The organism is Pseudomonas sp. Soil_N_39 (genome assembly GCF_057655955.1).
Genome location: NZ_JBDGLI010000001.1, coordinates 103,848 through 129,307, shown reverse-complemented (window position 1 = coordinate 129,307; position 25,460 = coordinate 103,848). Strand labels below are relative to the sequence as shown.

General features: G+C 61.4%; 20 protein-coding genes. 5 read left to right on the top strand and 15 right to left on the bottom strand.

Annotated elements, in window-relative coordinates; genetic code table 11:
* Window positions 1–3: 3 nt before the first annotated feature.
* The 3 genes from AC3A5O_RS00520 to AC3A5O_RS00510 form a co-directional block, all read right to left on the bottom strand.
* A complete protein-coding gene (locus AC3A5O_RS00520; RefSeq protein ID WP_122566898.1) occupies window positions 4–1,080 on the bottom strand; it encodes an alpha/beta fold hydrolase in 1,077 nt (358 codons plus the stop codon).
* A 60-nt stretch (window positions 1,081–1,140) separates the two neighbouring features.
* Window positions 1,141–2,514 (bottom strand): epoxide hydrolase family protein, encoded by a 1,374-nt coding sequence (locus AC3A5O_RS00515; protein WP_487752728.1) that lies wholly within the window; start codon window positions 2,512–2,514, stop codon window positions 1,141–1,143.
* A 468-nt stretch (window positions 2,515–2,982) separates the two neighbouring features.
* On the bottom strand, window positions 2,983–4,494 hold the full coding sequence (locus AC3A5O_RS00510) for a methyl-accepting chemotaxis protein (protein WP_487752727.1): 1,512 nt from the start codon (window positions 4,492–4,494) through the stop codon (window positions 2,983–2,985).
* A 181-nt stretch (window positions 4,495–4,675) separates the two neighbouring features.
* On the opposite strand from AC3A5O_RS00510, the gene AC3A5O_RS00505 reads away from it, so the two are divergent.
* Window positions 4,676–5,824, top strand: a complete 1,149-nt coding sequence (locus AC3A5O_RS00505) for a MalY/PatB family protein (RefSeq protein WP_305490422.1) — start codon at window positions 4,676–4,678, stop codon at window positions 5,822–5,824.
* Between the two features lie 171 nt (window positions 5,825–5,995).
* Here AC3A5O_RS00505 and AC3A5O_RS00500 read toward each other — a convergent pair whose 3' ends face one another.
* The gene (locus AC3A5O_RS00500; RefSeq protein WP_487752726.1) at window positions 5,996–6,400 is read right to left on the bottom strand and encodes a VOC family protein; all 405 of its coding nucleotides are present in this window, start codon (window positions 6,398–6,400) and stop codon (window positions 5,996–5,998) included.
* A gap of 191 nt (window positions 6,401–6,591) precedes the next feature.
* Here AC3A5O_RS00500 and AC3A5O_RS00495 point away from each other — a divergent pair, with 191 nt between their 5' ends.
* Entirely contained in the window at window positions 6,592–7,449 is an 858-nt protein-coding gene (locus AC3A5O_RS00495) for an SDR family oxidoreductase (protein WP_305467060.1), read from the top strand.
* A gap of 76 nt (window positions 7,450–7,525) precedes the next feature.
* Here AC3A5O_RS00495 and AC3A5O_RS00490 read toward each other — a convergent pair whose 3' ends face one another.
* From AC3A5O_RS00490 to AC3A5O_RS00480, 3 genes are read right to left on the bottom strand one after another with little or no spacing between them, the layout of a single operon-like run.
* Entirely contained in the window at window positions 7,526–7,969 is a 444-nt protein-coding gene (locus AC3A5O_RS00490) for a DUF421 domain-containing protein (protein ID WP_122566904.1), read from the bottom strand.
* A gap of 7 nt (window positions 7,970–7,976) precedes the next feature.
* On the bottom strand, window positions 7,977–8,495 hold the full coding sequence (locus tag AC3A5O_RS00485; protein WP_305490424.1) for a hypothetical protein: 519 nt from the start codon (window positions 8,493–8,495) through the stop codon (window positions 7,977–7,979).
* 10 nt (window positions 8,496–8,505) lie between these two features.
* Window positions 8,506–9,006: a CinA family protein gene (locus AC3A5O_RS00480; RefSeq protein WP_305490425.1), complete on the bottom strand. Its 501-nt coding sequence runs from the start codon at window positions 9,004–9,006 to the stop codon at window positions 8,506–8,508.
* Between the two features lie 181 nt (window positions 9,007–9,187).
* On the opposite strand from AC3A5O_RS00480, the gene AC3A5O_RS00475 reads away from it, so the two are divergent.
* Complete coding sequence (locus AC3A5O_RS00475; protein ID WP_487752725.1) at window positions 9,188–9,799, top strand: Yip1 family protein; 612 nt, start codon at window positions 9,188–9,190, stop codon at window positions 9,797–9,799.
* 197 nt (window positions 9,800–9,996) lie between these two features.
* Here the strand turns inward: AC3A5O_RS00475 and ligD are convergent, their stop codons facing one another.
* Genes ligD through AC3A5O_RS00455 form a run of 4 tightly spaced genes read right to left on the bottom strand, consistent with a single transcriptional unit; the run spans window position 9,997 to window position 16,165 of the window.
* A complete protein-coding gene (gene ligD / locus AC3A5O_RS00470; RefSeq protein WP_487752724.1) occupies window positions 9,997–12,624 on the bottom strand; it encodes a DNA ligase D in 2,628 nt (875 codons plus the stop codon).
* Window positions 12,621–13,784 (bottom strand): carboxylate-amine ligase, encoded by a 1,164-nt coding sequence (locus AC3A5O_RS00465; protein WP_487752723.1) that lies wholly within the window; start codon window positions 13,782–13,784, stop codon window positions 12,621–12,623. The genes ligD and AC3A5O_RS00465 overlap by 4 nt, the downstream gene beginning before the upstream one ends.
* Window positions 13,756–14,769 carry a methyltransferase gene (locus AC3A5O_RS00460; RefSeq protein ID WP_487752722.1) on the bottom strand — a complete coding sequence of 338 codons (1,014 nt, stop codon included), beginning with the start codon at window positions 14,767–14,769 and terminating at the stop codon, window positions 13,756–13,758. Before AC3A5O_RS00460 ends, AC3A5O_RS00465 begins: the two co-directional genes overlap by 29 nt.
* A gap of 10 nt (window positions 14,770–14,779) precedes the next feature.
* Entirely contained in the window at window positions 14,780–16,165 is a 1,386-nt protein-coding gene (locus AC3A5O_RS00455) for an iron-containing redox enzyme family protein (RefSeq protein WP_305467066.1), read from the bottom strand.
* 388 nt (window positions 16,166–16,553) lie between these two features.
* Here AC3A5O_RS00455 and AC3A5O_RS00450 point away from each other — a divergent pair, with 388 nt between their 5' ends.
* Window positions 16,554–17,891, top strand: coding sequence for a cation:proton antiporter (locus AC3A5O_RS00450; protein ID WP_122566912.1), 1,338 nt, complete (start codon window positions 16,554–16,556; stop codon window positions 17,889–17,891).
* A gap of 174 nt (window positions 17,892–18,065) precedes the next feature.
* On the opposite strand, the gene AC3A5O_RS00445 is transcribed toward AC3A5O_RS00450, so the two are convergent.
* Window positions 18,066–18,602, bottom strand: coding sequence for a hypothetical protein (locus tag AC3A5O_RS00445; RefSeq protein WP_487752721.1), 537 nt, complete (start codon window positions 18,600–18,602; stop codon window positions 18,066–18,068).
* Between the two features lie 151 nt (window positions 18,603–18,753).
* On the opposite strand from AC3A5O_RS00445, the gene AC3A5O_RS00440 reads away from it, so the two are divergent.
* A complete protein-coding gene (locus AC3A5O_RS00440; RefSeq protein ID WP_122566914.1) occupies window positions 18,754–18,984 on the top strand; it encodes a hypothetical protein in 231 nt (76 codons plus the stop codon).
* 69 nt (window positions 18,985–19,053) lie between these two features.
* On the opposite strand, the gene AC3A5O_RS00435 is transcribed toward AC3A5O_RS00440, so the two are convergent.
* The 3 genes from AC3A5O_RS00435 to AC3A5O_RS00425 all read right to left on the bottom strand — a co-directional run bounded on the left by AC3A5O_RS00435 (window position 19,054) and on the right by AC3A5O_RS00425 (window position 25,284).
* Entirely contained in the window at window positions 19,054–20,982 is a 1,929-nt protein-coding gene (locus AC3A5O_RS00435; RefSeq protein ID WP_122566915.1) for a hybrid sensor histidine kinase/response regulator, read from the bottom strand.
* A 166-nt stretch (window positions 20,983–21,148) separates the two neighbouring features.
* Window positions 21,149–23,479: an ATP-dependent DNA helicase gene (locus tag AC3A5O_RS00430; protein WP_487752720.1), complete on the bottom strand. Its 2,331-nt coding sequence runs from the start codon at window positions 23,477–23,479 to the stop codon at window positions 21,149–21,151.
* Complete coding sequence (locus tag AC3A5O_RS00425; RefSeq protein ID WP_487752719.1) at window positions 23,476–25,284, bottom strand: VRR-NUC domain-containing protein; 1,809 nt, start codon at window positions 25,282–25,284, stop codon at window positions 23,476–23,478. The genes AC3A5O_RS00430 and AC3A5O_RS00425 overlap by 4 nt, the downstream gene beginning before the upstream one ends.
* Window positions 25,285–25,460: the final 176 nt, after the last annotated feature.

The following is a 25,460-nucleotide window of genomic DNA, read 5'->3' as shown; positions in this document are numbered from 1 at the left end:
GCGCTATTGGAGGTGATCGGCGTCGATCACGGCCTGGGCGAACGCTTGCGGAGCCTCTTGCGGCAGGTTGTGGCCGACACCGCCGTCGATCAGACGATGCTCATATTGGCCGGTGAAGCGCTTGGCATAGGCCTCGGCCGGTGGATGCGGTGCGCCGTTGGCGTCGCCCTCGAGGGTGATGGTCGGCACGCTGATGGACGGAAAGGTCGCGAGTTTCTTCTCCAGCTTGTCGTACTTGGCCTCGCCCTTCACCAGGCCCAGGCGCCAGCGATAGTTGAAGATTGAGACGGCGACGTGATCGGGGTTCTGCAAAGCGGCGGCGCTTCGGTCATACGTCGCGTCATCGAAATTCCACTTCGGCGACGCCAGTTTCCAGATCAGCTTGGCGAAGTCGTGGGTGTTTTTTTCGTAGCCCAGACGGCCACGCTCGGTGGCGAAGTAGAACTGGTACCACCACTGCAACTCGGCGGCCGGCGGCAGCGGCGTCTTGCCGGCTTCCTGGCTGCCGATCAGGTAGCCACTCACCGCCACCAGGGCTTTGACCCGCTCCGGCCACAGGGCCGCGACGATGTCGGCGGTGCGGGCGCCCCAGTCGTAACCGCCGAGCACGGCCTGCTTGATCTTCAGCGCGTCCATGAAGTCGATCAGATCGCTTGCCAGCGCAGAAGGCTGGCCGTTGCGCAGGGTCTTGGCCGACAGGAAACGCGTATCGCCATAACCGCGGGCATAGGGAATCAACACGCGATAGCCCTTCTCGGCCAGTGCCGGCGCAACGTCGGCGTAGCTGTGAATGTCATAGGGCCAACCATGCAGCAGGATGACCACCGGCCCATCGGCAGGACCGACCTCGGCATAGGAAACGTCCAGCAGGCCAGCCTTGACGTGCTTGAGCGGGCCGAACGAGGTGTGACTGCCCGGCGTGATGGAGGCGATGGTGCTGGCAGGTACATCCGCGGCGCTCGCCTGGGACGAGGCCAGTCCCAAGGCGCCCAGTTGCATCATGGCGAACATCAGGATAGATGGGCCGAACAGGCGCCGAGGCCGCGCGGCGGATGTGTGGTTCAACAGAGTCGTGTCCATGGTGAATCTCCTTTGCGAGCGGCGGGTGAGCGGCTCCCGTTCGGAACCGCTTGGAGAGGTTTATCGAGCAGTCTGGGCAAGCGTGTTTTTTGCAGCCGTGCGCAACGGCCGGAAGGCTTCGCGCAGTTCCTCACTGAACAATTGAGGCTGCTCCCAGGCCGCGAAATGGCCGCCCTTGCTGACTTCGCTGTAGTAGGACAGCGATGGATAGGCGCGCTGGGCCCAGGTTTTCGGGGCTCGATAGATCTCATGGGGGAACACGGTGATGGCCACCGGGACTTTGATGTCCGCCGTCTTTTGCGCCGCCGCACTGAAATTATTGTTGTTGTTCTCCCAGTAGAAACGGGAGGACGACGCACCGGTGTCCGTCAGCCAGTAAAGGCTGATGTCATCGAGCATTTCATCGCGGCTCAGCACGCGTTCCGGTTTGCCGTCGCTGTCGGTCCAGGCGGCGAATTTTTCGTACATCCACGCGGCTGTGCCGGAGGGCGAATCGGCCAGCAGGTAGCCGATGGTCTGCGGCCGAGTCACCATCATTGCGCCGTAGGCGGCATTGCGGCCGAAGAATGTACTCAGCGAGTTGTAGGCGCTGCGTTCCGGATCGCTCAGCCCGGCCGGTGCCGGATCGCCGCTGTTGATCGGTTTCACCAGCTCCGGTGGGACGGTCGTCGGCATATTCAAGTGGATACCCAGTAAACCGGGAGGCGCCAGGCGGCCCAGTGCATCGGAGATCACCGAACCATGATCGCCACCCTGGGACACGTAGTGGGTGTAGCCCAGGCGCTTCATCAACACGTCCCAAGCCTTGGCCACACGGTCGGGCCCCCAGCCCAATTCGGTCGGTTTCCCGGAAAAGCCATGACCGGGAATAGAAGGGATCACAACGTCGAACGAGTCTTCGGCACGCCCGCCGTACGCGGTCGGATCGGTCAGTGGGCCGATAGTCTTGAGAAACTCGAACTGTGAACCCGGCCAACCATGGGTAAGGATCAGCGGCATGGCGTTGGGGTTGCGCGAGCGTACATGAATGAACTGAATGTCGACCCCATCGATGGTGGTGATAAACTCGGGCAAGGCATTGAGCTTGGCCTCGGCTTTGCGCCAGTCGTAACCGCTGCCCCAGTACTTCACCAGCTCTTGCACTTGGGCCAGTTGCACACCTTGAGACACATCACTGACGGTTTCTTTATCCGGCCACCGCGCATCGACAATGCGTTTGCGCAGATCAGCCAACTTCGCTTCATCAACGTGAACGCGATACGGACGAATGGCCTCCGATTGAGCTGGTACCGTACTGGAGGATGGGTTGTCGACCACCGCAGTGGCCGCCCATGCACCATTGCTTCCAGCCAGCAGTGCGAGACCGAGCACACTGCCGATGGCGGATGAAGCCAGGCAACGCTGCCAGGCGGAAGAGGACGAAGCTGCGGGCATGATGAATCTCCTTGAGTAAATGGCCGACAGGCCTGGCGATCGTTGCCGGGACAAATCACTGGCGATGGCACGCCGTCCCGCGCGTTGGCCGCTACCGCGCCAAGGGCTAGGCGTGGCATACGCTGGGCGATGCTGGGGGTTGCGGCTCATGACACTGTCTCCAACGTCGAATGACCCGAGACGGCGGGGGCGGTCTCGATGGGTTCATTTGACGCCGGTGAGGTATCCCGGATATGTCACGGACGGGCCTGAAAGAAACAGTCCGTATCGACAGGGGGGCTGGATACAAAGAGATACATTTGTGCGGGAAAAGCTCGGTCTGCCGAGCAGACCGAGCGGTGAGATGCGATCATGGTTCACATCAATGTTGCCTCATCCACCGCTATCGCGAGCAGGCTCGCTCCCACAGGGATTTGTGGTGAGCGCTGGATTTTCGACCCGAGAACCAGTGTGAAAGCCGAGCTCGACTCAGGCCGCCCCGCCCTTGCCGTGAAACGCCTGCCCCAACACCGCCAAGCGCTCCGCCAACGGCGGCAAGCACTGACTGCTGCGAGTCAGGATGCCAATGTTGTCCGCATTGCGCTCAGCCACGGCCTGCACGCTTTGCAGGCGCTGGTTGATGCCCATCGATGCCTTGGATTGTTCCTGGGTGGTGCTGGCGATCAGGTCGTTGAAATGGTTGATCACGGCAATGTCTTCGACGACGGCGTGCAACAGTTGCGAAGCCAGTTGGCTGGCGGACACGCAGCGCTCCACCCCGTCGCGGCTGTCTTGCATCGCGACGGCGGCCTGGCGGCTGCCTTGCTGCAGTTTGGCGATGATCTGCTGGATCTCGGTGGTAGACGCCGAGGTCTTTTGTGACAGGGTGCGGACCTCGTCGGCCACCACCGCGAACCCACGGCCCTGTTCGCCAGCCCGGGCCGCCTCAATGGCGGCGTTGAGGGCCAGCAGGTTGGTCTGCTCGGCAATGCCGTTGATCACATCCAGCACCTGACCGATCTGCTGTGCCTGCTCGGCCAAGACCTGCACGGTTTCGTTGGTCAGGTTGATACGCCCTGCCAGCTCGACAATCTCTTCTCGGGTCTGGTCAACCGTGCTGCGCCCGAGGGTGACCTGCTCGTTGGCCTGGCCGGCACGCTGCAGGGTCTGGTCGACATGGCCGGCAATGTTTTCCATGGCTTGGACCAGATGGCCGATCGCACCGCTCATCTGTGCCACTTCATCCAGTTGGTGACGGGCACCGGTTTCCAGGGTCTGGCCTACCTGGGACAGGTCCTGGCCCAGGTCCGAAAGGTTGCGGGTGTCGCGTACCACGCCGTCCACCAGTTGAGTGACCTGCTGGAGGAAATGATCGAAACGCTCACTCGAAGAGACCTTGACGCCATCGCTGTGCTGCCTGCCGGTGTCGTTGCTCAGTTGGGCGGCCGCCGCCAGCACCTTGTCGAGCACCTCCTGGTTTTCCGTGGCGTCGGCCAGGCTCTGGTTCGCCAGGTAAATCAGGATCACGCTTTCCACCACCACGTAGAACGCGTGGAGAAAGACCATCGACCAGCCACCGTGGCTACCCATGACGAACACTGGATAACCCTGGTGTTGAAGCCAGTGAAACCCCAGGTGATGAACAGCGATGGTGGCGGCGGCGACGACAATCGGCAGCCAGTCACGGTAAAACGTCAGCACGGCCAGTAGCACAAAGATCCCGAAGTGGAATTCGATCACGCCGTGGGTCTGGTTGATGTGCAGTGCCGCCATGACCATCAGCGCGACCGCGATGACACAGCGCATGGCCCGGGTGCCGGCCAAAACGCGATAAAGCGCGGTGCTCGCCACGCAGGTGGTCGCCCCCACCAGTAGCGCCTGGGTGAACGTCGAATGCAGGAATGCCAGGCTCAGGGAATACAGCAGCGTGAGCCAAAGCAGCCCCAGCATGATGCGGTCGGCTTTACGGTGGTGATCGTGAAAGCGCACGGGCAAAGTCATGGGGGTCGTCCTTTTCAAAGACTTGTAGGTCCGTTACCAAAATGGCGTAAACGGCTTAGCGGCGTGTCGAGTGAGAATTTTAACTGATTATCATCAATTAGTAGCACTACGCCACCAAGCTTTTCTCGGCGGTCTTTGCTTTATGATGTTCGCCATCTCATGACAGACTGATGGAACCCCCATGACTTTCGATTTCGACACCGTATTGGAGCGCCACGGCACCGGCAGTACCAAATGGAGCCGCTACCCGGCCGATGTGTTGCCAATGTGGGTGGCCGACATGGACTTCCCCGCCCCGCCGGTGGTCATCGACGCGCTGCACAAGCGCCTCGAACATCCGATGCTGGGCTACAGCGTCGCCCAGGACAATCTGCGTGCGGCCATCGTCGCCGATCTTTGGGACAAATACGCGTGGCGCGTCGAGCCCCAGCAGATCGTGTTCCTGCCCGGTGTCGAGCCGGGTTTCAACATGGCGCTGCACGCCTTGGTGGCCCCCCAGCAGAACGTCGTGGTGCAGGTGCCCAACTACCCGCCGCTGCGCCACGCCCCCGATCATTGGCAGTTGAATAAAGTGGAGTTGCCGTTCACCCCGGTCAACGGTGAGTTCCATACGCCGTTGGCGGCATTGCGCGAGGCGTTGCAGGGTGGCGGCGCGCTGTTGCTGAGCAATCCCCACAACCCGCTGGGCAAAGTGTTCGAGCGCGAAGAACTCAAGGCCGTGGCCGACATTTGCCTGGCGCAGGACGCCTGGATCATCTCCGATGAAATCCATGCCGAACTGTGTTTCGACGGCCGCGTGCACATTCCGACCGCCTCCCTCAGCCCGGAGATTGCCGAGCGCACCATCACGTTGATGTCGGCCAGCAAGGCCTACAACATCGCTGGGCTGAAAACATCGTTCGCCATTATCCAGAACGCCAAGCTGCGCGAGCGGGTCAACAGTGCCCGGGCCGGCATGGTCGACAGCGTCAATGCCCTGGGCCTGGAAGCGACCCGTGCGGCCTATAGCGAAGCAGGTCCGTGGCTCGAGGCCTTGAAGGCGTACCTGCAAGCCAACCGCGATTACCTGGTAGAGGCGGTGAACACTCGCCTGCCGGGCGTCACCATGACTGTGCCCCAAGGCACTTACCTGGCCTGGTTGGATTGCTCCGGATTGGGGCTGGATGACCCTCAAGGGTTCTTCTTGAAAGAAGCCAAGGTCGGGCTGAGTGCCGGGCTGGATTTTGCTGACGATGCCGGGCAGTTCGTGCGCCTGAACTTCGGCTGCCCGCGGGCATTGCTGGAGGAAGGCATCGCACGGATGGAGCGCAGCCTGAAAGCCAGGGGCTGATCCAGCAGGCGAAGCAATCCCTTGTGGCGAGGGAGCTTGCTCCCGCTGGGGCGCGGAGCGGCCCCTAACTAGCAGAGCACCCAGTATTGGTGAAATCTGAGGGCTGCTCCGCAGCCCAGCGGGAGCAAGCTCCCTCTCCACACAAGTGCCCTTGCCACAAGGGTTTATGCGTTATTCATGCATATCCGGCGCATAGACAAAACACAGCTTGTTCCCCTCCGGATCACGGCAATACGCCCCGAAATAACCTTCGCAATACTGCGGCCTCGGACCGGGTGGGCCTTCGTCAGTACCGCCCATCGCCATCGCCTTCTCCCAGGCGGCGCGGACGGTTTGTGGGGAGTCGGCGGCGAAGCTTACTTGCATGCCATTGCCCCAGGTCGCGGGCAGCCCGTTGAAAGGCAACTGGACAAAAACCTGCGGCCAATACTTGCCGGGCTGACGCCAACCCTCCCCCGGCGGGCCCGAATCGTTTTCGCCCTCGATACGCTCCAGCCCCAGGCAGCCGAGGACGGCGTCATAAAAAGCGACCATCTTCGGCAGGTCGCGCGCACCGATCTGTATATGGCTGAACATTATCCTGCTCCTTTCGACACCGGTACTGACGTTGGAGAATACCGGCTCGCCCATATTCGCCACAGCCGACGATTCACCGACGAAACGACCTGCCGTGACGCTCATCGACTGGCAGGGTAATCCGACCGAACTCTGCCGGAAAACCCAAAGTCCACCCTCCATCACAACCACATCCAGCCTGGAGAATGACGATGGTCGACTACCCTTTCCCACCTTTCCCGAAACAAAGCCAGCCGGTGCCCGGCACCCAGCGCAACATGGACCCTTACCCGGATTGCGGCGAACAGAGCTACACCGGCTCCGGACGACTGGCGAACAAGATCGCCCTGATCACCGGCGCCGACAGCGGCATCGGTCGCGCCGTCGCCATTGCCTTCGCCCGTGAAGGCGCGGACGTGGCGATTGCCTACCTGGACGAGCATGAAGACGCCCAGGAAACCGCGCGCTGGGTCGAGCAGGCCGGACGCCAATGCCTGCTGTTGCCCGGTGACCTGGCGGACAAAGGCCTGTGCCGCAAAATCGTCGATGAGACTGTCGCCCGCTTCGGGCATATCGACGTTCTGGTCAACAACGCCGCGTTCCAGATGACTCACGAAAGCCTCGAGGAGATTCCCGACGAAGAATGGGTGCGTACCTTCGATATCAATATCACGGCGATGTTCAGGATCTGCCAGGCCGCCGTGCCGCACATGAAACCGGGCGGCTCGATCATCAACACCAGCTCGGTCAACTCCGACATGCCCAAGCCGACGCTGCTGGCGTATGCCACCACCAAGGGCGCCATCGCCAACTTCACCGGCGGCCTGGCGCAACTGCTCGGCCCCAAGGGCATCCGCGTGAACAGCGTGGCGCCGGGACCGATCTGGACGCCGCTGATCGTGGCGACCATGCCCGAGGAAGAAGTGCAGAATTTCGGTTCCCAGACACCCCTTGGCCGCCCTGGCCAGCCGGTTGAGGTGGCGCCGATCTACGTGCTGTTGGCCTCGGATGAAGGCAGCTACATTTCCGGGGCCCGTTATGGGGTTACCGGGGGCAAGCCGATGTTGTGATCAAGGCGGCTGAGCCTGTTTTTTGTGGCGAGGGGATAAATCCCCTCGCCACAATGAAGTTCGCCAGCACTCGGGGTTACTCCTTGGCAATCACCGAAATCTTCCCATTGCGCTCGATGATCGCAAACTTGATCTGTTCCAGGCTCTCGATGCCCTGGCTCGAGCGCGCCGCTTCCATGATGTCCGCCTCCACCAACCGCGCATGACGCATCCGGCCGCGCAGGATTCGGCCGTCCTCGACGATGATGGTCGGGCCACCGTCGATCAGCCGCGACACCCATTGGGAGCGCAGTTTGAGCAACGAGAAGCCGACATCAATGGCAATCAGTGTCACGATCACCATCAGCGCGTTGGTCATCGAGAAATCATCCCCCAACAGCGCCTGTTGAGTGGCTTCGCCGATGATCATCAACAACACGAAATCAAAAGTGGTGAGTTCTGCCAGTGAACGTCGCCCGGCGATCTTGAACAACACCATCAATGCGGCATACATCACCGCGGCTCGCAGCACCGAATCCATAGGTCACCTAAGGAAGAATGAATTGGTTGAAACTGACCACGGCACCGCCGGCGGTTGCGATGCGGCTGTGATAGGTCCCGAAGCCTTCGCCGAGCAATGACAGATGCAGGCTGGCCTGCCCCTGTTTATCCGCTTGGACCCAAAGCGTCATGCCCTGCCCCGCGCCCGCCGAGCGCAGCGGTGGAGGTTGCAACGCCTGCACCTCGAACCCTTCCAGCCAGTTGCCACCCAACTCGACTTCCAGCACGGCGTTGGGTTGGCCCTTGAGACGGATGACCACGGCGTTGCTGGAGCCGTTGCGGTGGAAAGCCTCATATTCGACGCTCAGGCTACCGTCGCTGCTGTGCAGCTCCCGGCTGCTCAACGGGCCACGGGAAAACAGCCCCAGCAAGGTCAGGATCACCAGCAGCACCAGCACGTACCAGCCGACTCGCTCGAAACGCCAGACCTTGTGTTGGAACGCCATGTCCTCGCGTACCGGAAACTGGCGGCTACGGTGGTCGTCCTGCTCGTATGGATCGCTCATGGTCCGTCCCCTATCGCCGCTCGCCGACCACGGCACGCTGGTGAAAGCTGGGCAATTGCTGCAACGCGTATTCGGCGGCCCACAATTGCACCTGGCCACGACTGCCGAAGAACCGGACGCAGCGACTGAACAAGGCTCGCTGGCCGTTGACATCGAACGCCCAGGCAAAGCAGACGGTACCGGCGGGTATTCCGTCCTTGTCGTCTGGCCCGAGCAGGCCGGTGGTCGCCACCGCCACGTTGGCATCGGCATCGTGCAAGGCGCCGAGGGCCATTTCCTCAGCGACTTCTCGGCTGGTGAGATTGAAGGTCTCGATGGTGCGTGGACTGACACCGAGCAAGCGCTGCTTGGCTTCCGGGGAATACACCACATAGCCGCTTTCGATCAGTGAGCCGCTGCCGGGCACCTCGGCCAGCAACGTGACGATCTGCCCGGCCGTGCAGGATTCGGCCGTGGTCAGGCGCAGGTCATGATCACGTAAATAATCAACCAGGGTTTGGGCAACAGTCATGGCAGGCGGTCCTTCAGGGATGCTGATGGGTTGACCCCTGCCATTGTGTTTCATTCCCTTTATCGCGCCTCAGTGTTGGGCCAGCCAACAAAGGGGCGGCAAATAAATGAAACCCCTGTCTCTTGCTGTACCTCAAATCTACATGGGCCTCATGCGGGGCCGTCCTGATCAGGAGGTCGTCATGTCTGCACCTTTCGTCAAACTGTTCACGCACCCCGAATTTGCCTGGGCCGACATCCGCGAGCAGGAACAGGCGCATCCGCTTCATTATCTGGTTCACTTGCTGTTGCTCGCATTGATTCCGGTGGTGTGCCTGTTCATCGGCACCACTTGGACCGGCTGGAGCCTGGCTGAAAACGAAACGGTACGGCTCAGCCGCGCCAGCGCGCTGCAATTGTGCGTGCTGCTGTACCTGACCATCGTAGTTGGCGTCACATTGATGGGACTGTTCATTCGCTGGATGTCCCGAACCTTCGAGGTGCGCCCAACGGTCAACCAATGCATCGGTTTCGCCGCCTACACCGCCACGCCGTACTTCCTCGCCGGGATCTTCGGGCTTTATCCGAGTCGCTGGTTGGCGGTCACGGCCTTGTTGCTGGCATCGGCCTACTCGACATTCCTGCTGTTTGTCGGCCTGCCCAAGTTCATGGGACTCAAGAAAGAACAGGGCGTGCTGTACTCGGCGAGTGTCTGGGGCGTTGGCTTGCTGGTGCTGGTAACGATTCTGGTGGAAATGATCTTGCTGTGGTTCAACTACCTGCAGCCGGAATATCTGCGTGTTCCGGTGGGCTGAGCGTGCGGCATCATTTGTGGGAGCGGGCTTGCTCGCGAAGGCGGCATTACAGTCGACAATGATGTTGAATGTGCTGGCCTCTTCGCGAGCAAGCCCGCTCCCACAGAAGAAACGCGTTCACCCACGATCAGGTCGGCTGCGCAACCCTAAGTAGCCGTCACCGCAGCAACGGATAGATGCACCACCACCCAAACACCTTACGCCTTCCTCATGCCGATACGCCGACGCATCTCAGCCGTAATACTCTGCCGAGTCTTCTTCAGACCAGCCCAAGGCTCATGCCCCACCTGCGCCAAACGCTCATGAACATTGTGCACATTCCACAGATTCGCCCCCTTGAGCTCAGCCACCTCCTCACGAAAGATCGGCACTGAAACCGGCAACCCTTCCCGAGTCCGGGCGGCGTAGGCGCAGATGGTAGTGGCGCCCAACCCATTACGCAGGTAATCGATGAAGATCCGCCCTACCCGGTTCTTCGGCCCGGACACCGCCGAAAAACGGTCCGGCAGCAGCTTGGCCATATGACTGACAATCGCATGACTAAAGCCCTTGACCTCATCCCAGCCCAGTTTGCGTGTCAACGGCACCACCACATGAATGCCCTTGCCGCCACTGGTCTTGAGGAACGCCTTGAGCCCCAGTTCATCGAGCACCGATAACGTGAGCTGCGTCGCCTCGACCATGCTTTTCCAGGGCAATGCCGGGTCCGGGTCAAGGTCGAGGACGAAGCGGTCGGGCTTGTCCAGGTCGACGGAGGTGGCATTCCAGGTGTGCAGTTCCACCGTGCTCATCTGCACCGCGCCAATCAGCGCCTCGGCGTTGTTGATGATCATCACCGGCTGCCCGGTCAGTTCCTTGTCCAGGCTGACGATGCCGGGAATCGCCAGGCGCTCGGAGTTCTTCTGGAAAAACAGCTCACCGGCGATGCCTTCCGGCGCCCGGACCAGGGCAACCGGGCGATCCTTCAGTTCCGGCAGGATGAATTCGGCAACGCTGGCGTAGTACTCGGCCAACTGCAGTTTGGTGGTGCCGCTGCTGGCGTCGATGACCCGCTCCGGATGGGTGATGCGGACCTTGCCGTTCATGGCCGGCGCCTTGGCTTTTGTCTGGGACTTTGCCTTGTCCTTGCTCTTGTCCGGTTTCGCGTCAGGTTCATCCTTGCTGCTGGTTTTCTTCGTCGCAGTGGTTTTTTTCACGGGTTTGGCAAGCTCCTGGGTGATGGCCTTGGCCGGCTTGTCGTTGCGCAAGCCATGGAAGACCGCATGGCGCACCGAGCCTTCCTTGGTCATTTCGGCAAAGGCCACTTCGGCCAGCAGCGTCGGTTCGAGCCAGTGCACGCCCTTGGCTTCGTAGCCGGTGGGCGGGTTCACCACGGCGGCCTTTTTCGTCTCCAGGGGCAGCAGTTGCTGGTAGATGCTCTTGAGGGTAGTTTCGTTGAAACCGGTGCCGACCTTGCCGGCGTAACGCAATTGGCCGCTGTCAGCGTCATGCAGCCCCAGCAGCAAGGCACCGAAGGCACTGCGGGCACCTTTGGGATCGCTGAAACCCACTACCACGAATTCCTGGCGATTCTTGCATTTGAGCTTGATCCAATCGTTGCTGCGCCTGGACACATAGGCGCTGCCGACGCGCTTGCCGATCAGCCCTTCCATCTGCATCTGGCAGGCACTGTTGAGCAGCGCTTCAGGGGGGTCCTCAAAGGCATCGGAAAACCGCAACAAGGGGCTTTGATTGGGTTCCAGCACGGCGGCCAATGCCACCCGGCGTTCTTGCACCGGCACTTTGCGCAAATCCATGCCGTTGAGATAAGGCATATCGAACAGGTAATAGGCAATCTTGCCACTGCTGCCGACCTCAAAGGCGTTTTGCAAGGCCTGGAAGTCCGGCACGCCCTGATCGTTGGCGACCACCATTTCACCGTCGAGCCAGGCCGATTCCAACCCCAGCGCAGCCAAGGCCTCGGCCTGCTTTGGCAACTTGTGGGTCCAGTCATGGCCGTTGCGGGTCAGCAGCCTGACGTCGCCGTTTTCGATCCGCGCCATGACCCGGTAACCGTCGAACTTGATCTCATAAAGCCAATCGCCGTCGGGTGCGCTGTCCACCAACGTCGCCAGTTCCGGTTTGAGGGTTTCCGGCAGCGGCCCAGCGACCGCACCGCTGAGGGTGGTTTTCGAGGTGCGTTTCGGCGATTTCGGCTGGGCGGCTTTTTCCGGTTGCTTCACCGCTTTCGCCGCGGCGGCCTTGCCTCGACGCTTGGGCACAAGGGTGCGATCGCTGAGCACACTGTCCGGCTCGGCTTCGACCACGTCGTATTCGCTTTCGGCACGGGCGGCCTGGTCCTGATGCTTGATCAGGAACCACTGTTCCTGCTTGCCAGGCATGTGAGTGCGCACCAGGTTCCACAAGCCGCTGAGTTTTTCGCCTTGCAGCTCGAACTTGAGCCGGCCTTTTTCATAGGCCTCGTGGGGATCTCCCTGGGGAATCCAGACACCCCGGTCCCAGACGATCACGTCACCGGCACCGTAGTGGCCTTCGGGGATGCTGCCCTCGAACGTCGCGTAGTCCAACGGATGGTCTTCGACATGCACCGCCAGGCGCTTGGCTTTCGGGTCCAGGGAGGGTCCCTTGGGCACCGCCCAGCTCTTGAGCGCGCCGTCCAGCTCCAGCCGGAAGTCGTAATGCAATCGCGAGGCATCGTGCTTTTGAATGCAGAACTGCAAGGCGTGGGCGGTCTTTGGCGATCTGCGCGAACGTTTCGCCGCCGGCTCCGGGGTGGCGGCGAAATCTCGCATGCGGTTGTAGTCATCCAGGGTCTTGCTGCTCATGGACCACCTGCCACCTGTTGCAAGGCTGGGTCGGCGACCGGCATCCCGGCGGTTTCCGCGAGCAATTGATCGACCACGCGGCTCAAGGCCTGTTCGACCGAATCGCCCAGCAGCAGGCCTTGTTCGTAGAGCACGATTTGCCGATCGGCGCTGGTGCCTTCCTGCACGATCCGCCGGGCCTGCTTGAACACGTCCTGGACGCCCAGTTGGGCCGCGGTTTCACCGAAGGTCTGCTCCGCCAGGGTCAGCCATTCACCGATCAGCATCGGTTGGTCCTGCCCCTCGACGATAAACTCCGCGAGAATCCCGTGGCGCTTGGCCCGCCAGCGGTTTTCCTTGAGGATCCACTGGGACATCTGGCTGTAGTGGGCGCCGGGCCGGCGCTGCGCGACGGCATGGGCCACCATCAGGCGAAACAGCGAGACCAGGCAAAGGACGTCCTCTGCCCGAGGGCAGGCATCGCAGATGCGCAGCTCCAGCGTGGGATAACGTGACGAAGGCCGTATCACCCACCAGCAATCGCTGGCCTGGCGAATGGACCCGGTGCGCATGAGCATGTCGACGTAGCCGGCGAACGCCGACTCATCTTCGAAGTACTCCGGCACGCCCATGCGCGGCCATTCATCGCAGGCCACTTGTCGATAGCTGCTGAAGCCGCTGTAGCCACCGTTCCAGAACGGCGATGACGCGCTCAGGGCCAGGAACATCGGCAACCAGGGCAGGATTTCATTCATGACCCGCACCCGATCCTGGGTGGCCGGGACTTCCACGTGTACATGCAGGCCCGAGAGCACGCTACGCCGCGCCACCCGCTGATAATCATCGAACAGTTGCTGGAAATGCAGCTCATCGGTGGGTTGCAGCACCGGGGTAGCCATTGGGTGTGAACCGGCACTGAGCAGGCCCAGGCCATAGGGCGCCAGCCGCTGGTTCAGGCCCGTACGCACCTGGCTCAGGTAGTCGGCGGCCTCGGGCAGGCTGCGAAAGATGGGCGAGGCCATCTCCACCTGGCATTGAAACATTTCATGGGCGAAATGCTTGCCCAGCTCGGCCTGGCACGCGGCGACAGCCTCCGCGGGTGGCTCACCCGGCATGCACCGGGTGTTCAGGTCGGTGATGAAATACTCCTCTTCAACGCCGAACTTCATGCGTCTGTTCATCGATAGTCCCTCCGATAACCCCGCCGAGACCTGCGCCAATGCGGGTTACAACCAACGCCACCACGGCGATCCTTTCCACGTCCTGATAACCCGGCGTGAGCAGCTCTTCACCGAACACATCCGGGTCCAATTCCTTGTAGGTCCAGCCGAAATCCGCCGAGTCACGCCATTGCCCCAGCGCTTCGAGGAACGGGTCGCGCCCGTCCACCATGGCCACGCCGGTGTAGAGCACCAGCGAGCCGCCCGGTGTGAGCCGGGGCAAGGCCTGCTCGACGATGCGCAGCGACAGCCCGGCGCCCAGTGTGCCGCCGCCATGGCGATAGGCGCGCTCGGAGGGGTCGGCCATGTACGGCGGGTTGGCGACGATCAGGTCGAACTGGCCTGGCACATCCTGCAGCACGTCGCTGCGGGCGACCTCGACGTTGGCCACCTCCGCCAGCGCGGCGTTCACGGCGCTCAGGCGCAGGGCTTGGGGGTTGATGTCCACGGCCAGCACTTGCGCTTCACGGCGGGCGCGGGCAATCACGATGGCGCCGACACCGGCGCCACAACCGATGTCCACGGCGCGCTGCACGGCCGTGAAGTTCTGTTGTAGATGAGTATGGATCAGTTGGGCGAAACGGTAGCTGTCAGGGCCGAAGAACACCGCGTCGGTGGCTTGCGTGGGGAACTGCGAATGGGCAAACAGCAAGCCATCCAGGCTCGACCAGCGCACCCGGCTACGCAACAAGCCGTCGTGTGCTTCCAGCACCTGGGCGTCTTGCAGTTGCCGCTGTTCGTCGGTGCTGATCAGCCCCGGCGCAAACGGCCGTGACCAGCCAAATACGTCCCGCAAGGTCTTGGCGCGCTCATTGCCGGGTCGCTGGTTGACCCGTTCATGGGTCAACGGCGTCGGGGTGATGAAACGATAGCCGTCGGCTTGCAGGCGTCGGCCCAGTTGCAACAGCGCAAGGTCCAGCTCGGACAGGCGTTCTTCTTCATTCATGCAGGGCTCCCTAGCGAAGTGCGGATTTGAGTTCGATGAACCGGCGCGTCGCCAGCAGCCCGGCCGGGTGGCTGTGGCAGCGGGCGCAGAGCCAGGGCATCAGGACTTGCATCTGCTCGTCCGGCGTGCGGCCTTGCAGCGCCTGTTGCAGGCTTTGCACATCGGGATCGTCCATCGGCGTGGCGGCCTCGCAAGCGGCAACCGGACTACGCCGCACGCCAGACTTCGTGCCCTCGTCCAGCCAGTCACCGGCAATCCAATCGTGCAGCAGCTGTTTTTCGTAGGGGCTGAACACCCCGAACATGGCCGCCCCTGCGCCATCGATCAATGTCCAGAAGCGGCTGTTTTGCGGGTCTTCATGGCGCTTGATCCAGCCTTTGTTCTGCATGGCCGCCAGGAACCCTTCCAACTGACCCGGCGCCGCGAGCCACTGGTTGACGGTCTTGCCTTCGAACTTGCAGTAATCGGAATGCATGTGCTGGCCGAACGGGCGTTTGCGTTCGAGCATGTCCAGCACTTCGCGATCCAGGTCGAACGAGCCGATGATGGCCCGGCTGCCCTGTCCCAGGTCATTGAGGCGATAGCCCAACGTGACCCGCTGCCAGAAGGCCTCACGGTCCGCTTCCATCGGCATCAGTTGCAGCAGTGCTTGCACGGCCTTGTGGGCGTGGCCGGTGCTGGCGTTGTCGATGGTGACGTGGAGGGTGAAATAGTATGGATCGATGTCCAGTTCGCTCAGCTCATAGGCACTGATCAACAGATGCAGGGGCAATTGTTCATAGCCCAGGTTGTAGCCGATAACCTCCGGCAAGTACTCGTCGCCAGCATAGCCCAGGGCCAGTTGCACAGCGCCTTGCAGATAAAGGTCGTCGTCGATGTCCGGGGCGTCCACCAAGTCGTATTCGGCGAGCAACTTGCGATAAAGCACCACATGGTTCTGCGCGGGATGACCGTCCCCCAGTTCTTCCAGGTAGGTGCACAGCAACCCTTCGAAACGGTGGTCGTGCCAGTGCTTGACCACGCCATACAGCCAGGCGCCGTCGACCCTTTTGGTCGGGGCTACCGCCTGGAGGAAGTACAGCGCGTGGGCTTTGCTGCGGAAGAACTCCCGCGGGCCGCCGGTTTTGCGCCGTTGCAGATAGTCAGCGTATTGCCGGGCCACGCCGGCGCTGTGTTGTTCGACCCAGGCCTGTAGCGCCGAGGGGTCAGCAGGCATCTCCTGGGGGAGCGCCTCAGCCTTCGTGAGGCATTGCTGGAGGAACGCTTGGGCGACGTCTTGCTTGTCAGCGTCGTCGGGGCCCTGGAACAGCCGTTCATAGCATTGGCGCACCTGCCCGTTATGGATAACAGGGTGCACGGTGGCCGGCTGGGATTGGAGGGGTGTCAGCGCAGTCATAAGGGCCTCTCGGGTTCTTGGCGGACGCTGAATCAGAACGTCTCTTCTGTTGCAGAGCGCCAGGAACGGCGAAAAATTCCGTTGGATTGAATGGCAGGCGGATAAACGGGAGTCTGCTGCATTGGTGGGAACCCTCGCTTCGCTCTGGGCCTCGAATGAGTGACAAGTGCACCAATACCAGCAAGTGAACACCTTGTGACGAGGGGGTTTATCTGTGGGAGCAAGGCTTGCCCGCGATAAAAACACCGCGGTCTCTCTGGGACCGAGGCGCCTGCATCGCGAGCAAGCTTTGCTCCCACAGCGAGGCGGTGCGACGTTTCGCTAAATCCCCTCGCCACACAATTGTGCTTGGCGGTCATGCAAAGTGTTGCGCATCCAAGGAGCAACGATGACGTTCACAGTATGGGTAGCGGTACTCGGCGCGGTGTTGCTGACCCTGGCCCTGACCTCCTCTTATCTGCGCTGGATGCCGGTCACCACCTCAGCGATGTGCCTGGTGCTGGGCGTCGCCATCGGGCCGCTGGGGTTGGACGTACTGAAACTGGACGTCAGTGACTCGTCGGTCTGGATGGAACACCTCACGGAAGTCGCGGTGGTGTTTTCGCTGTTCGTCAGCGGCCTCAAGTTGCGCCTGCCTCTCAAGGACCGCACCTGGCGCGTGGCCTATGGGCTGGCCGGGCCGGTGATGATCCTGTGCATCGCCGGCCTGTGCCTGGCGTTGCACTATCTGTTGGGCCTGAGTTGGGGCGTGTCGATGCTGATTGGCGCGATACTGGCGCCCACCGACCCGGTGTTGGCGGCGCTGGTGCAGGTCAATGATGCGCGGGATGACGACCGGGTACGGTTCGGCCTGTCGGGTGAAGCGGGACTGAACGACGGCACGGCGTTTCCCTTTGTGATCCTGGGCCTGTTGATGCTGCGTGAAGACGGCAGCGGTTTTTTCGGTGAATGGCTGCTGCGCGACGTCCTGTGGGCCGTGCCAGCCGGGTTGTTGGTCGGTTACTGGATGGGCCGCGGAATTGGCAAGCTGACCTTGTCGATGCGCATCAGGAATGCCGACAGCACCCTGTCCCCCAACGATTACCTGGCCCTGGCGCTGATTGCCCTGGCCTACGTCGTGGCCGAGTGGATCCAGGGTTACGGTTTTCTCTCGGTGTTCGCCGCCGGCCTGGGCCTGCGCCAGGCCGAGGTCAAGTCCACCGATGAAGCGGCACCGCCGGCGGAACACCTGGTGCAACCGGTGGTGGGCCACGAAACCGTCGATCCCCAAGAGGCTGTTCTGGGCGATACCGAGGCGCTGGACGATGGTCAATTGGCCGCCGGAGTCATGATGAGCGACATGCTGGCGTTCGGCAGCTTGGTGGAGCGGTCGATGGAGGTGTTCCTGGTGACCCTGCTGGGGGTCGTGCTGGCCAACCATTGGGACTGGCGGGCCTTGGTAATCGGTGCCCTGCTGTTTCTCGTGATTCGCCCGCTGAGTGTGCTGGTGGTGCCCTGGGGGCGATTGCTCGACGGACCGCAACGGCTGCTGATCGGCTGGTTTGGTATTCGCGGGATCGGCAGCCTGTTTTATCTGTTCTTCGCCTTGAACCATGACCTGCCGCCAGAGGTGGCGCAACTGTGCATCAACCTCACCCTGTCGGTGGTGGCCTTGAGCATTCTGGTTCATGGCGTCACCACACAGCCCACGTTGGCATGGTACGAGCGCCGTAAGCATCCGGATTAAGGCACTGTGGCAGGAGATGAACGCTGTTGTGGCGAGGGGATTTATCCCCGCTGGGGCGCGAAGCGGCCCATGGCGCTGACGCTTCGGTGTATCAGATGAATGAGGGGGCCGCTTCGCAGCCCAGCGGGGATAAATCCCCTCGCCACAATGATGTCCCACTTCAAAGCGTGTGTCTCAACCGCCAGGATCGCTCACTTGGATAAAGATCGAATACACCCCCAGCAGCACCCAGAACGTGGCGAAGATCCAGGGTGTACGCAGCGAGAACAGCAACGACTTGCGGTAGCCCTTGTGGGTCGACTCCCGTTTGCTGAACAGCGGCGATTCGTCGTAGGCCAGGCCCATCAAGGGTTCGGCGCGCAATAACTCGCTCTGTTTGAAATGCCAATGATCAATGATTTCGTAGGCCGCCTTGATCCCCGGCCAGGCGTTGAGCGAACTCAGGAATCCCAGCAAGGCCAGGAATGGCGGCACGATCAGCGTGAACAACTTGCCCCACTCCGGGTTCAGGTTGGCCATGCATGAGGCAAAGGCGATCACCAGGAACGATTGGGCGGCCAGGTAAGCATCGGTTCGATTGGCCAGGATACTGGTTTCGTACTGGATCTCCCGGCGATAGAAATCCAATCGCTCCTTGGGCGAGCCAAACAATTTGGCATTGTGTTCTGTCAGTTCTTCGTCCGGGGTCGGCCCGGTGAGTATTCTGGGCATTGCGCAGGCGTGCCTCGGTGATGATTCGAACTCATTAGAAGAACCCGATGCGCGGCAAGTTCAAGCCAATGGACCGCAGGTGCAGTGAAGTCCGAGGAAACGCTGCCCCACCGTCAGGGTCTCTAGGATGTAAGGGCAAGAGGACGGTTATGTGGATTATCTTGGATGGGTGCAATGGCCGGCGATGGTCGTCACGGTGCTGGCGGCCTGGTTGATCGGCTCACGCCAACCCCGACGCAGGGTGGCGGGGTTCAGTTGTTTTATCGCGAGCAACATTTTGTGGGTGGTCTGGGGGCTGCATACCCACGCCTATGCATTGATCGTGTTGCAGTTCTGCTTGTGTGCGATGAATTTGCGGGGGTTCAAAAAGAACACTGAATAAGCCCATTCCTTTGCGGGCAGGCATATACCCCTGTGGCCAGGGGAGCTGCATTCAACCTGGGATCCGTATCTATTTCATCGTCTGCCCAATGATCTGCATCAGGTCAATTTGCTTGAACGGTTTGATCAATCGAGGCAGTTGCGTGGCGAACCCTTCCAAGCGTTCGGCATAACCGGTGGCCAGGATGATGGGCAGGCTCGGTTGGCGGTCGCGCAACAATTTCGCCAACTGCGCGCCGTCCATCTGCGGCATGGCCATGTCGGTGATCACCAGGTCGATGTCCTGGTTGCGCTCGTGCAGTTCCAGTGCCTGAGCCCCCGATGGCGCACAAAGGACGCGGTGCCCCAGGTCTTCGATCAGCAGTCGCGTGCTGGTCAGCACCAGGCTGTCATCGTCGACCACCAGCACTTTCAACTCATGGACCGGCAGCGCCGCCGCCTCGATTGCCGCCTTGCCAACCGCCGGATCGTCAGCCACAGGCAACCACAACTCGGCAGTGGTACCGAGGCCTTTCTGGCTCTTGAGCATCAGTCGGCCGCCCAGCTGTTCCGCCAGGCCATGCACCATGGACAGTCCCAGGCCCGTGCCCTTGCCAACGCCCTTGGTGGTGAAGAACGGGTCCACGGCCGAGGCCAGCGTGACGTCGTCCATGCCCTCGCCTTCATCGGTAATCGTCAGGCAAATGTAGCGTCCGGTAGCCATCGACTTGTCCAGCCCGGCATCAGATCCTTGCCGCTCATCGGCGGCAATGATGATCTGGCCCCCATGGGGCATGGCGTCCCGGGCATTGGTCGCCAGGTTGAGAATCGCCAGTTCCAGTTGGTTGACATCGGCCAGCACCGGCGACAGCGCCTCGGCGAAACGGGTCTGGATGTGTATCGACGGGCCCAGGGAGCTTTGCAGCAGGCCGCTGATACCCTGCACCAGGGTCGACAGCTCGACCGATTCATAGGTCAGTTTCTGCCGGCGGGCAAACGCCAGCATACGTTGGGTCAGCGAAACACCGCGCAGCGCGCCTTGGGTCGCGTTATCCAGCAGTTGGGTGAGCTTCGGATCGCCGGGCATGCGCTTACGCAAGATTTCCAGGTTGCCGAGGATGACCGTCAACAGGTTATTGAAATCATGGGCGATACCGCCGGTGAGCTGACCGATGGCTTGCAACTTCTGGGATTGGAACAGCGCCTCACGGGCCTGCTCAAGGGCCTGCTGGGCCTGGGTGGCATCGGTGATGTCGCGGGTGATCTTGGCAAACCCCAACAGTGTACCGGTATCGCTGCGGATCGCATCGATGACCACATGGGCCATGAAGCGTGTGCCGTCCTTGCGCATGCGCCAACCTTTTTTCTCGAAACGCCCTTCGCTGGCAGCGATGCTCAACGCGCGCTGCGGCTCGCCGGCATCGCGATCCTCGGGGGTGTAGAACATCGAGAAATGCCGGCCGATGGCTTCCACCGGAAGATAACCCTTGATCCGCTGCGCCCCCAGGTTCCAGTTGGTGATCTGACCTTGCGGGTCGAGCATGTAGATGGCGTAATCGGTGACGCTTTGCACCAGCAGGCGAAACTGCTGCTCGCTTTGCTTGAGGATTTCCTCGGCCATCTTGCGGTCAGTCAGGTCGCGGGTGATCTTGGCGAAGCCGAGCAAGGTGCCGGTCTGGCTGTCGATGATCGGATCGATCACCACATGAGACCAGAACAACGTGCCGTCCTTGCGCACCCGCCAGCCCTCGCCTTCGAAACGCCCCTCATGCAGGGCGGTGTCCAGCGCCCGTTGCGGCAGACCGGCGGCGCGGTCCTGATCGGTGTAGAAACGGGAGAAATGCTGGCCGAGGATCTCGGACTCCTCATAACCCTTGAAACGCTTGGCACCGGAGTTCCAGCTGGTGATGATGCCCGACGGATCGGTCATGTAGATGGCGTAGTCGACCACCGCGTCGATGAGCAGGCGAAAGCGCTGCTCCTCGTTGATGAGTGGGGTCTTGGGGGCATTCTCAAGCATCTGGCCGGGGCATCCGTATGGATTTTTTGCGGAGTATGGAACAAGTCTGGCGTCAGGAAAAATGATTGAGCGAATCAGCAAGTCTTCAGACTGCTCACAACCCAAGTCCTACTCAATTCCCCTGTGGAAGCGAGCTTGCTCGCGATAGCAGTGTTTCAGCCAGCCTTCACGTCACTGACAGACCGCTATCGCGAACAAGCTCGCTCCCACAGGTGGCGGAGTGTGCTTCCTGAGTGACAGACCACCAGCGCGGCAATAAGTGCTGCACCCTGGCCTCGCCAAACCGATCATCGATCAGCATCACCACCCCGCGATCCTGCTGGGTGCGGATGACGCGGCCAGCCGCCTGCACAACTTTTTGCAGCCCGGGGTACAGGTAGGTGTAGTCATAGCCATCGCCAAAGATCGCCGCCATGCGTTGTTTCATCTGCTCATTGACCGGGTTGAACTGCGCGAGCCCCAAGGTGGCGATGAAAGCGCCGATCAAGCGAGAGCCCGGCAAATCGATGCCCTCACCGAACGCTCCGCCCAGCACCGCAAAGCCAATACCTTGGCTGTGTTCCATGAAGCGTTCGAGAAATGCCTGCCGAGGGGCTTCGCCCATGCCGCGCGATTGCGTCCAGAGAGCAATCTGCGGGTGTCGCTCGGCCAACAGCCCGGCCACTTGCTGCAAGTAATCGAAGCTGCTGAAAAAAGCCAGGTAGTTGCCCGGACGCTCGCTGAACTGGCGGGCCATCAACGTGACAATCGGCTCCAGGGACGCCTGGCGATGGGCAAATCGCGTGGAAATGCGGCTGACAACCTGTACGTCCAACTGCTCGGCCTTGAACGGTGATTCGACATCGATCCACACCGTGTCGCCCGGCGTCCCCAACAAGTCTGCATAGTAATGCCGAGGGCTCAGGGTCGCCGAAAACAGCACAGTGCTGCGGGCCGCCGTCAACCTGGGTCGCAGGAACGCGGCCGGTACCACGTTGCGCAGGCACAGCGTCGACAAGCTTCGCTGGCGACCGAGCTCGCGCTTGTGGATGTCGAACAGGAAGTGCTCGTCGAAGGTCTCCGCCACCCGGCCAAACTGCAAGGCGTCGAAGTAGAACGCCTGCAAGCCGCTGTCCAGGCCCTGGGGATGATCGTTGAGATAATCGCCAATGGTGGTGGTACAGGTGGCCAAAGCCTGGAGCAGCTTTTCCGGCAGTTTTCCATAGGCCTGATAGGCCGCCACCTGGGGCGTGTGCAAGGCGTTCCACTGGCGATTGACCCGCTCCAGGGATTTCTTCAGCGGTTCGGGGGCGGTTTTGCGCACGCTGCTCAGCGTGGCCTGGTCAAGGGTCGCGCTGTACATCTGCCGTCCACGTTCTACCAGGTTATGGGCCTCGTCCACCAGGGTCGCGACCGTCCAGCCGTTGGCCTGGGCCAGACCAAAGAGCAAGGCGCTGAAGTCGAAGTAATAGTTGTAGTCGGCCACCACTACGTCGACCCAACGGGCCATTTCCTGGCTGAGGTAATACGGGCACACCTCATGGGCCAGGGCAATCTCGCGCAACGCCGCCTGATCGAGCAAGGTGACCCGGCTCGCCGCTGCCCGGGCGCCCGGCAGGCGGTCATAGAAACCCCGGGCCAGCGGGCAGGATTCACCATGGCAGGCTTTGTCCGGGTGTTCGCAGGCCTTGTCCCGGGCGATCATTTCCAGCACCCGCAATGGCATCGAAGGCGCGCTGTCGGTGATCACGCGCGCCGCGTCCAGGGCCAGCTTGCGCCCTGGGGTTTTCGCCGTGAGAAAGTACACCTTGTCCAGTTGCTGCGGTGCCAGGGCCTTGAGCATCGGGAACAAGGTGCCAACGGTCTTGCCTATGCCAGTGGGCGCCTGTGCCATCAGGCAGCGGCCGGTACTGACCGCCTTGAACACCGACTCGGCCAAGTGCCGTTGCCCGGGCCTGAAACCCGCATGGGGAAAGACCAGCGCCTGCGCGCCGAGGTTGCGCGCCTGTCGATGGGCCATTTCCTGCTCGGCCCAGGCCAGGAACAACGCGCATTGCCCTTCGAAGAAGGTGTGCAACTGCGCCGCCTCAAAGCTTTGGGTGATGCAGGTTTCCTTTTCGCTGACGATGTCGAAATACACCAGGGCCACGTCGATGTGCGGCAACTGCAGCTTCTGGCACATCAGCCAGCCATAGATCTTCGCCTGGGCCCAATGCAACTGGCGATGGTTGGCCGGCTGTTTGCTCAGGTCACCCCGATAGGTCTTCACTTCTTCAAGGCACTGGCGGACGGGGTCATAGCCGTCGGCTCGGCCTTTGACCGTCAATGTTTGGTAGTGACCTTCGAGGGCCACTTCAGCCTGATAACCCTCGTTACGCCGCGAGGCAACGGTGCGATGGCCGGCGATGCCTTCCAGGGCTGTCGGCGAGGGGGTGAAGCGCAGGTCGAGGTCGCCCACCTTGGCGGTGAACTCACACAGCGCTCGTACGGCGATGCTGTAGCTGGGTGCCGGGCTCATGGGGCCCCATCGCGAGCAAGCTCGCTCCCACAAGTGATCGGTGATGGTTCGTCCCCGACCTCACTGCCACAGGTGACCGGTGATGGTTCGTCCCCGACCTCACTGCCACAGGTGTGCTGTGATGGTTCACCCTCTGTGGGAGCGAGCTTGCTCGCGATGGGGGACTCTGCCCATTGCACATAACAAACGGCGATGGGCATCCGGTGCTCGTGACAGAACTCCAGCCAGCGCAGTTGGTTGTCTTGCAGGCGATCGCCAGGGCCTTTGACTTCGATCATGCGGTAGGTCTTGTGCTGCGGCCAGAACTGGATCAAGTCCGGCATGCCGGCGCGGTTGGCCTTGATGTCCAGCAGTAGGCGCTGGAACCAATGCTTGAGATGCTCGGCCGGCAGGCAATCGAGAGCCTGCTCCAGCAAAGGCTCGGACAACGCGCCCCAGAACACGAACGGCGATTGCACGCCCCACTTTTCGACGTAACGGCGGTAGATGGTCTGCCGATAGCGGCCATCGTCCAACTCCGCCAGGCAGGCCACGAACAACTCGGCGCGACGAGCATGGAAATCCTCATTGAGCAGGTCGACCGGCCCGCGCTGGAACGGGTGGAAAAACGCGCCCGGCAACGGCGCGAAGATCGCCGGCCAGCACAGCAGGCCGAACAGTGAATTGATCAGGCTGTTCTCGACGTAATGCACCGGCGCGGCTTCATCGTGCAGGTGGGCCTGGACGTGGTATTCCACTGACAAGCTAGGATCGACGCGAGACAAGTGCAGTTCCAGACGCTCCACTTCCCGGGCCATGGCCCGTGGCACCGGCGGGCCGCCCAGCTTGCGCCGCAGGCGAGGCACGATCCGAAGCAGAGCCTGGGTCTCGGCGGCGCTTTGCGGTGCCTGCGCCGCCGCCTCGCCCAGTTCAAGGGCCAGGGCGAACTCGCCGATACGTTCCAACACCCGGACCCTTCGCAACCGGGCGCCCGGGTAGGTGCAATCGCGATAGATACACAAGGCCAAGGCAAAATCACCGATGCGCTCGCCGTGCTGGCCGATCTGAAACAACAACTTGCCCCGGCGCCGCTCCAGCCAGGGATTATCCAAGGACAGCTCGTTGACCTGGGCGACGACAGCTTCCAGGGGCTCGCCGGCTTCGAAGCGTTGCTGGCAGTCGTGCAGGAACAGATAGGCATCGACGTCTTCACGACTGCGCAAGCCCCGTGACTCGGCACTGAACTCAACGGTTTCGTAGGTGAAGATCCCCAGGTCCGCCAGGACGAATTCCGACCAATCCTGGTAAAGGTTGCCGAAGAACATCAAGCGCAGCCTGTCGCACAGAGTCATGATCGTCAGGCTGTACAAACGGTCGTCGAGCTGCGGACACCAGGCCCGGAACGGCTGAAAGTGGTTTGAGTGATCATCCAGCGCCTGGAGCCATTCGGTCTTTTTCGCCTTGGGGTGTTCAATCAAGTGGCCAAGGCACAGGAGGATTTCCGCCTTGAGCAGCACTTCGAACAGTTCAACGAGCCCGATGGGCGCCTGTTCCTCAACCCAACCCAGCGCCAGCAGCGGCGTGACGGCGGCATCGATGTCACCGATTTCCGGGTAACTCAACTTGCTATGACGGAACCGCAGCCCCTTGCGCATCACCATCCGCACCAGCAAGGCTTGGGAGGCACGGGGCAGCATTGCGAAATCGTCAATGAAGCGCTGTTCTTCGCCGCTGAGCACATCGGTATAACGCTGGGTCAACCAGGCGAGCACTTGCTGGAAGTTGATCAGGTAATAAAACGGATCGTCGAGAGAACGGGTTGCCACGGGAAGAAACGCCAAGGGGTGTCGGGGTACTGGTTATGCATACAGATAACAGCTGTAAACCACTCAGGCAACCGCAAAAGATGAACGGTCTCCTATATTTAAGGTGAAATCCTTCAGCTAGCGATGAACTTTCCTACGGCAAGCGAGACCAATGGCGGTTAGCTAATGTGATGGCG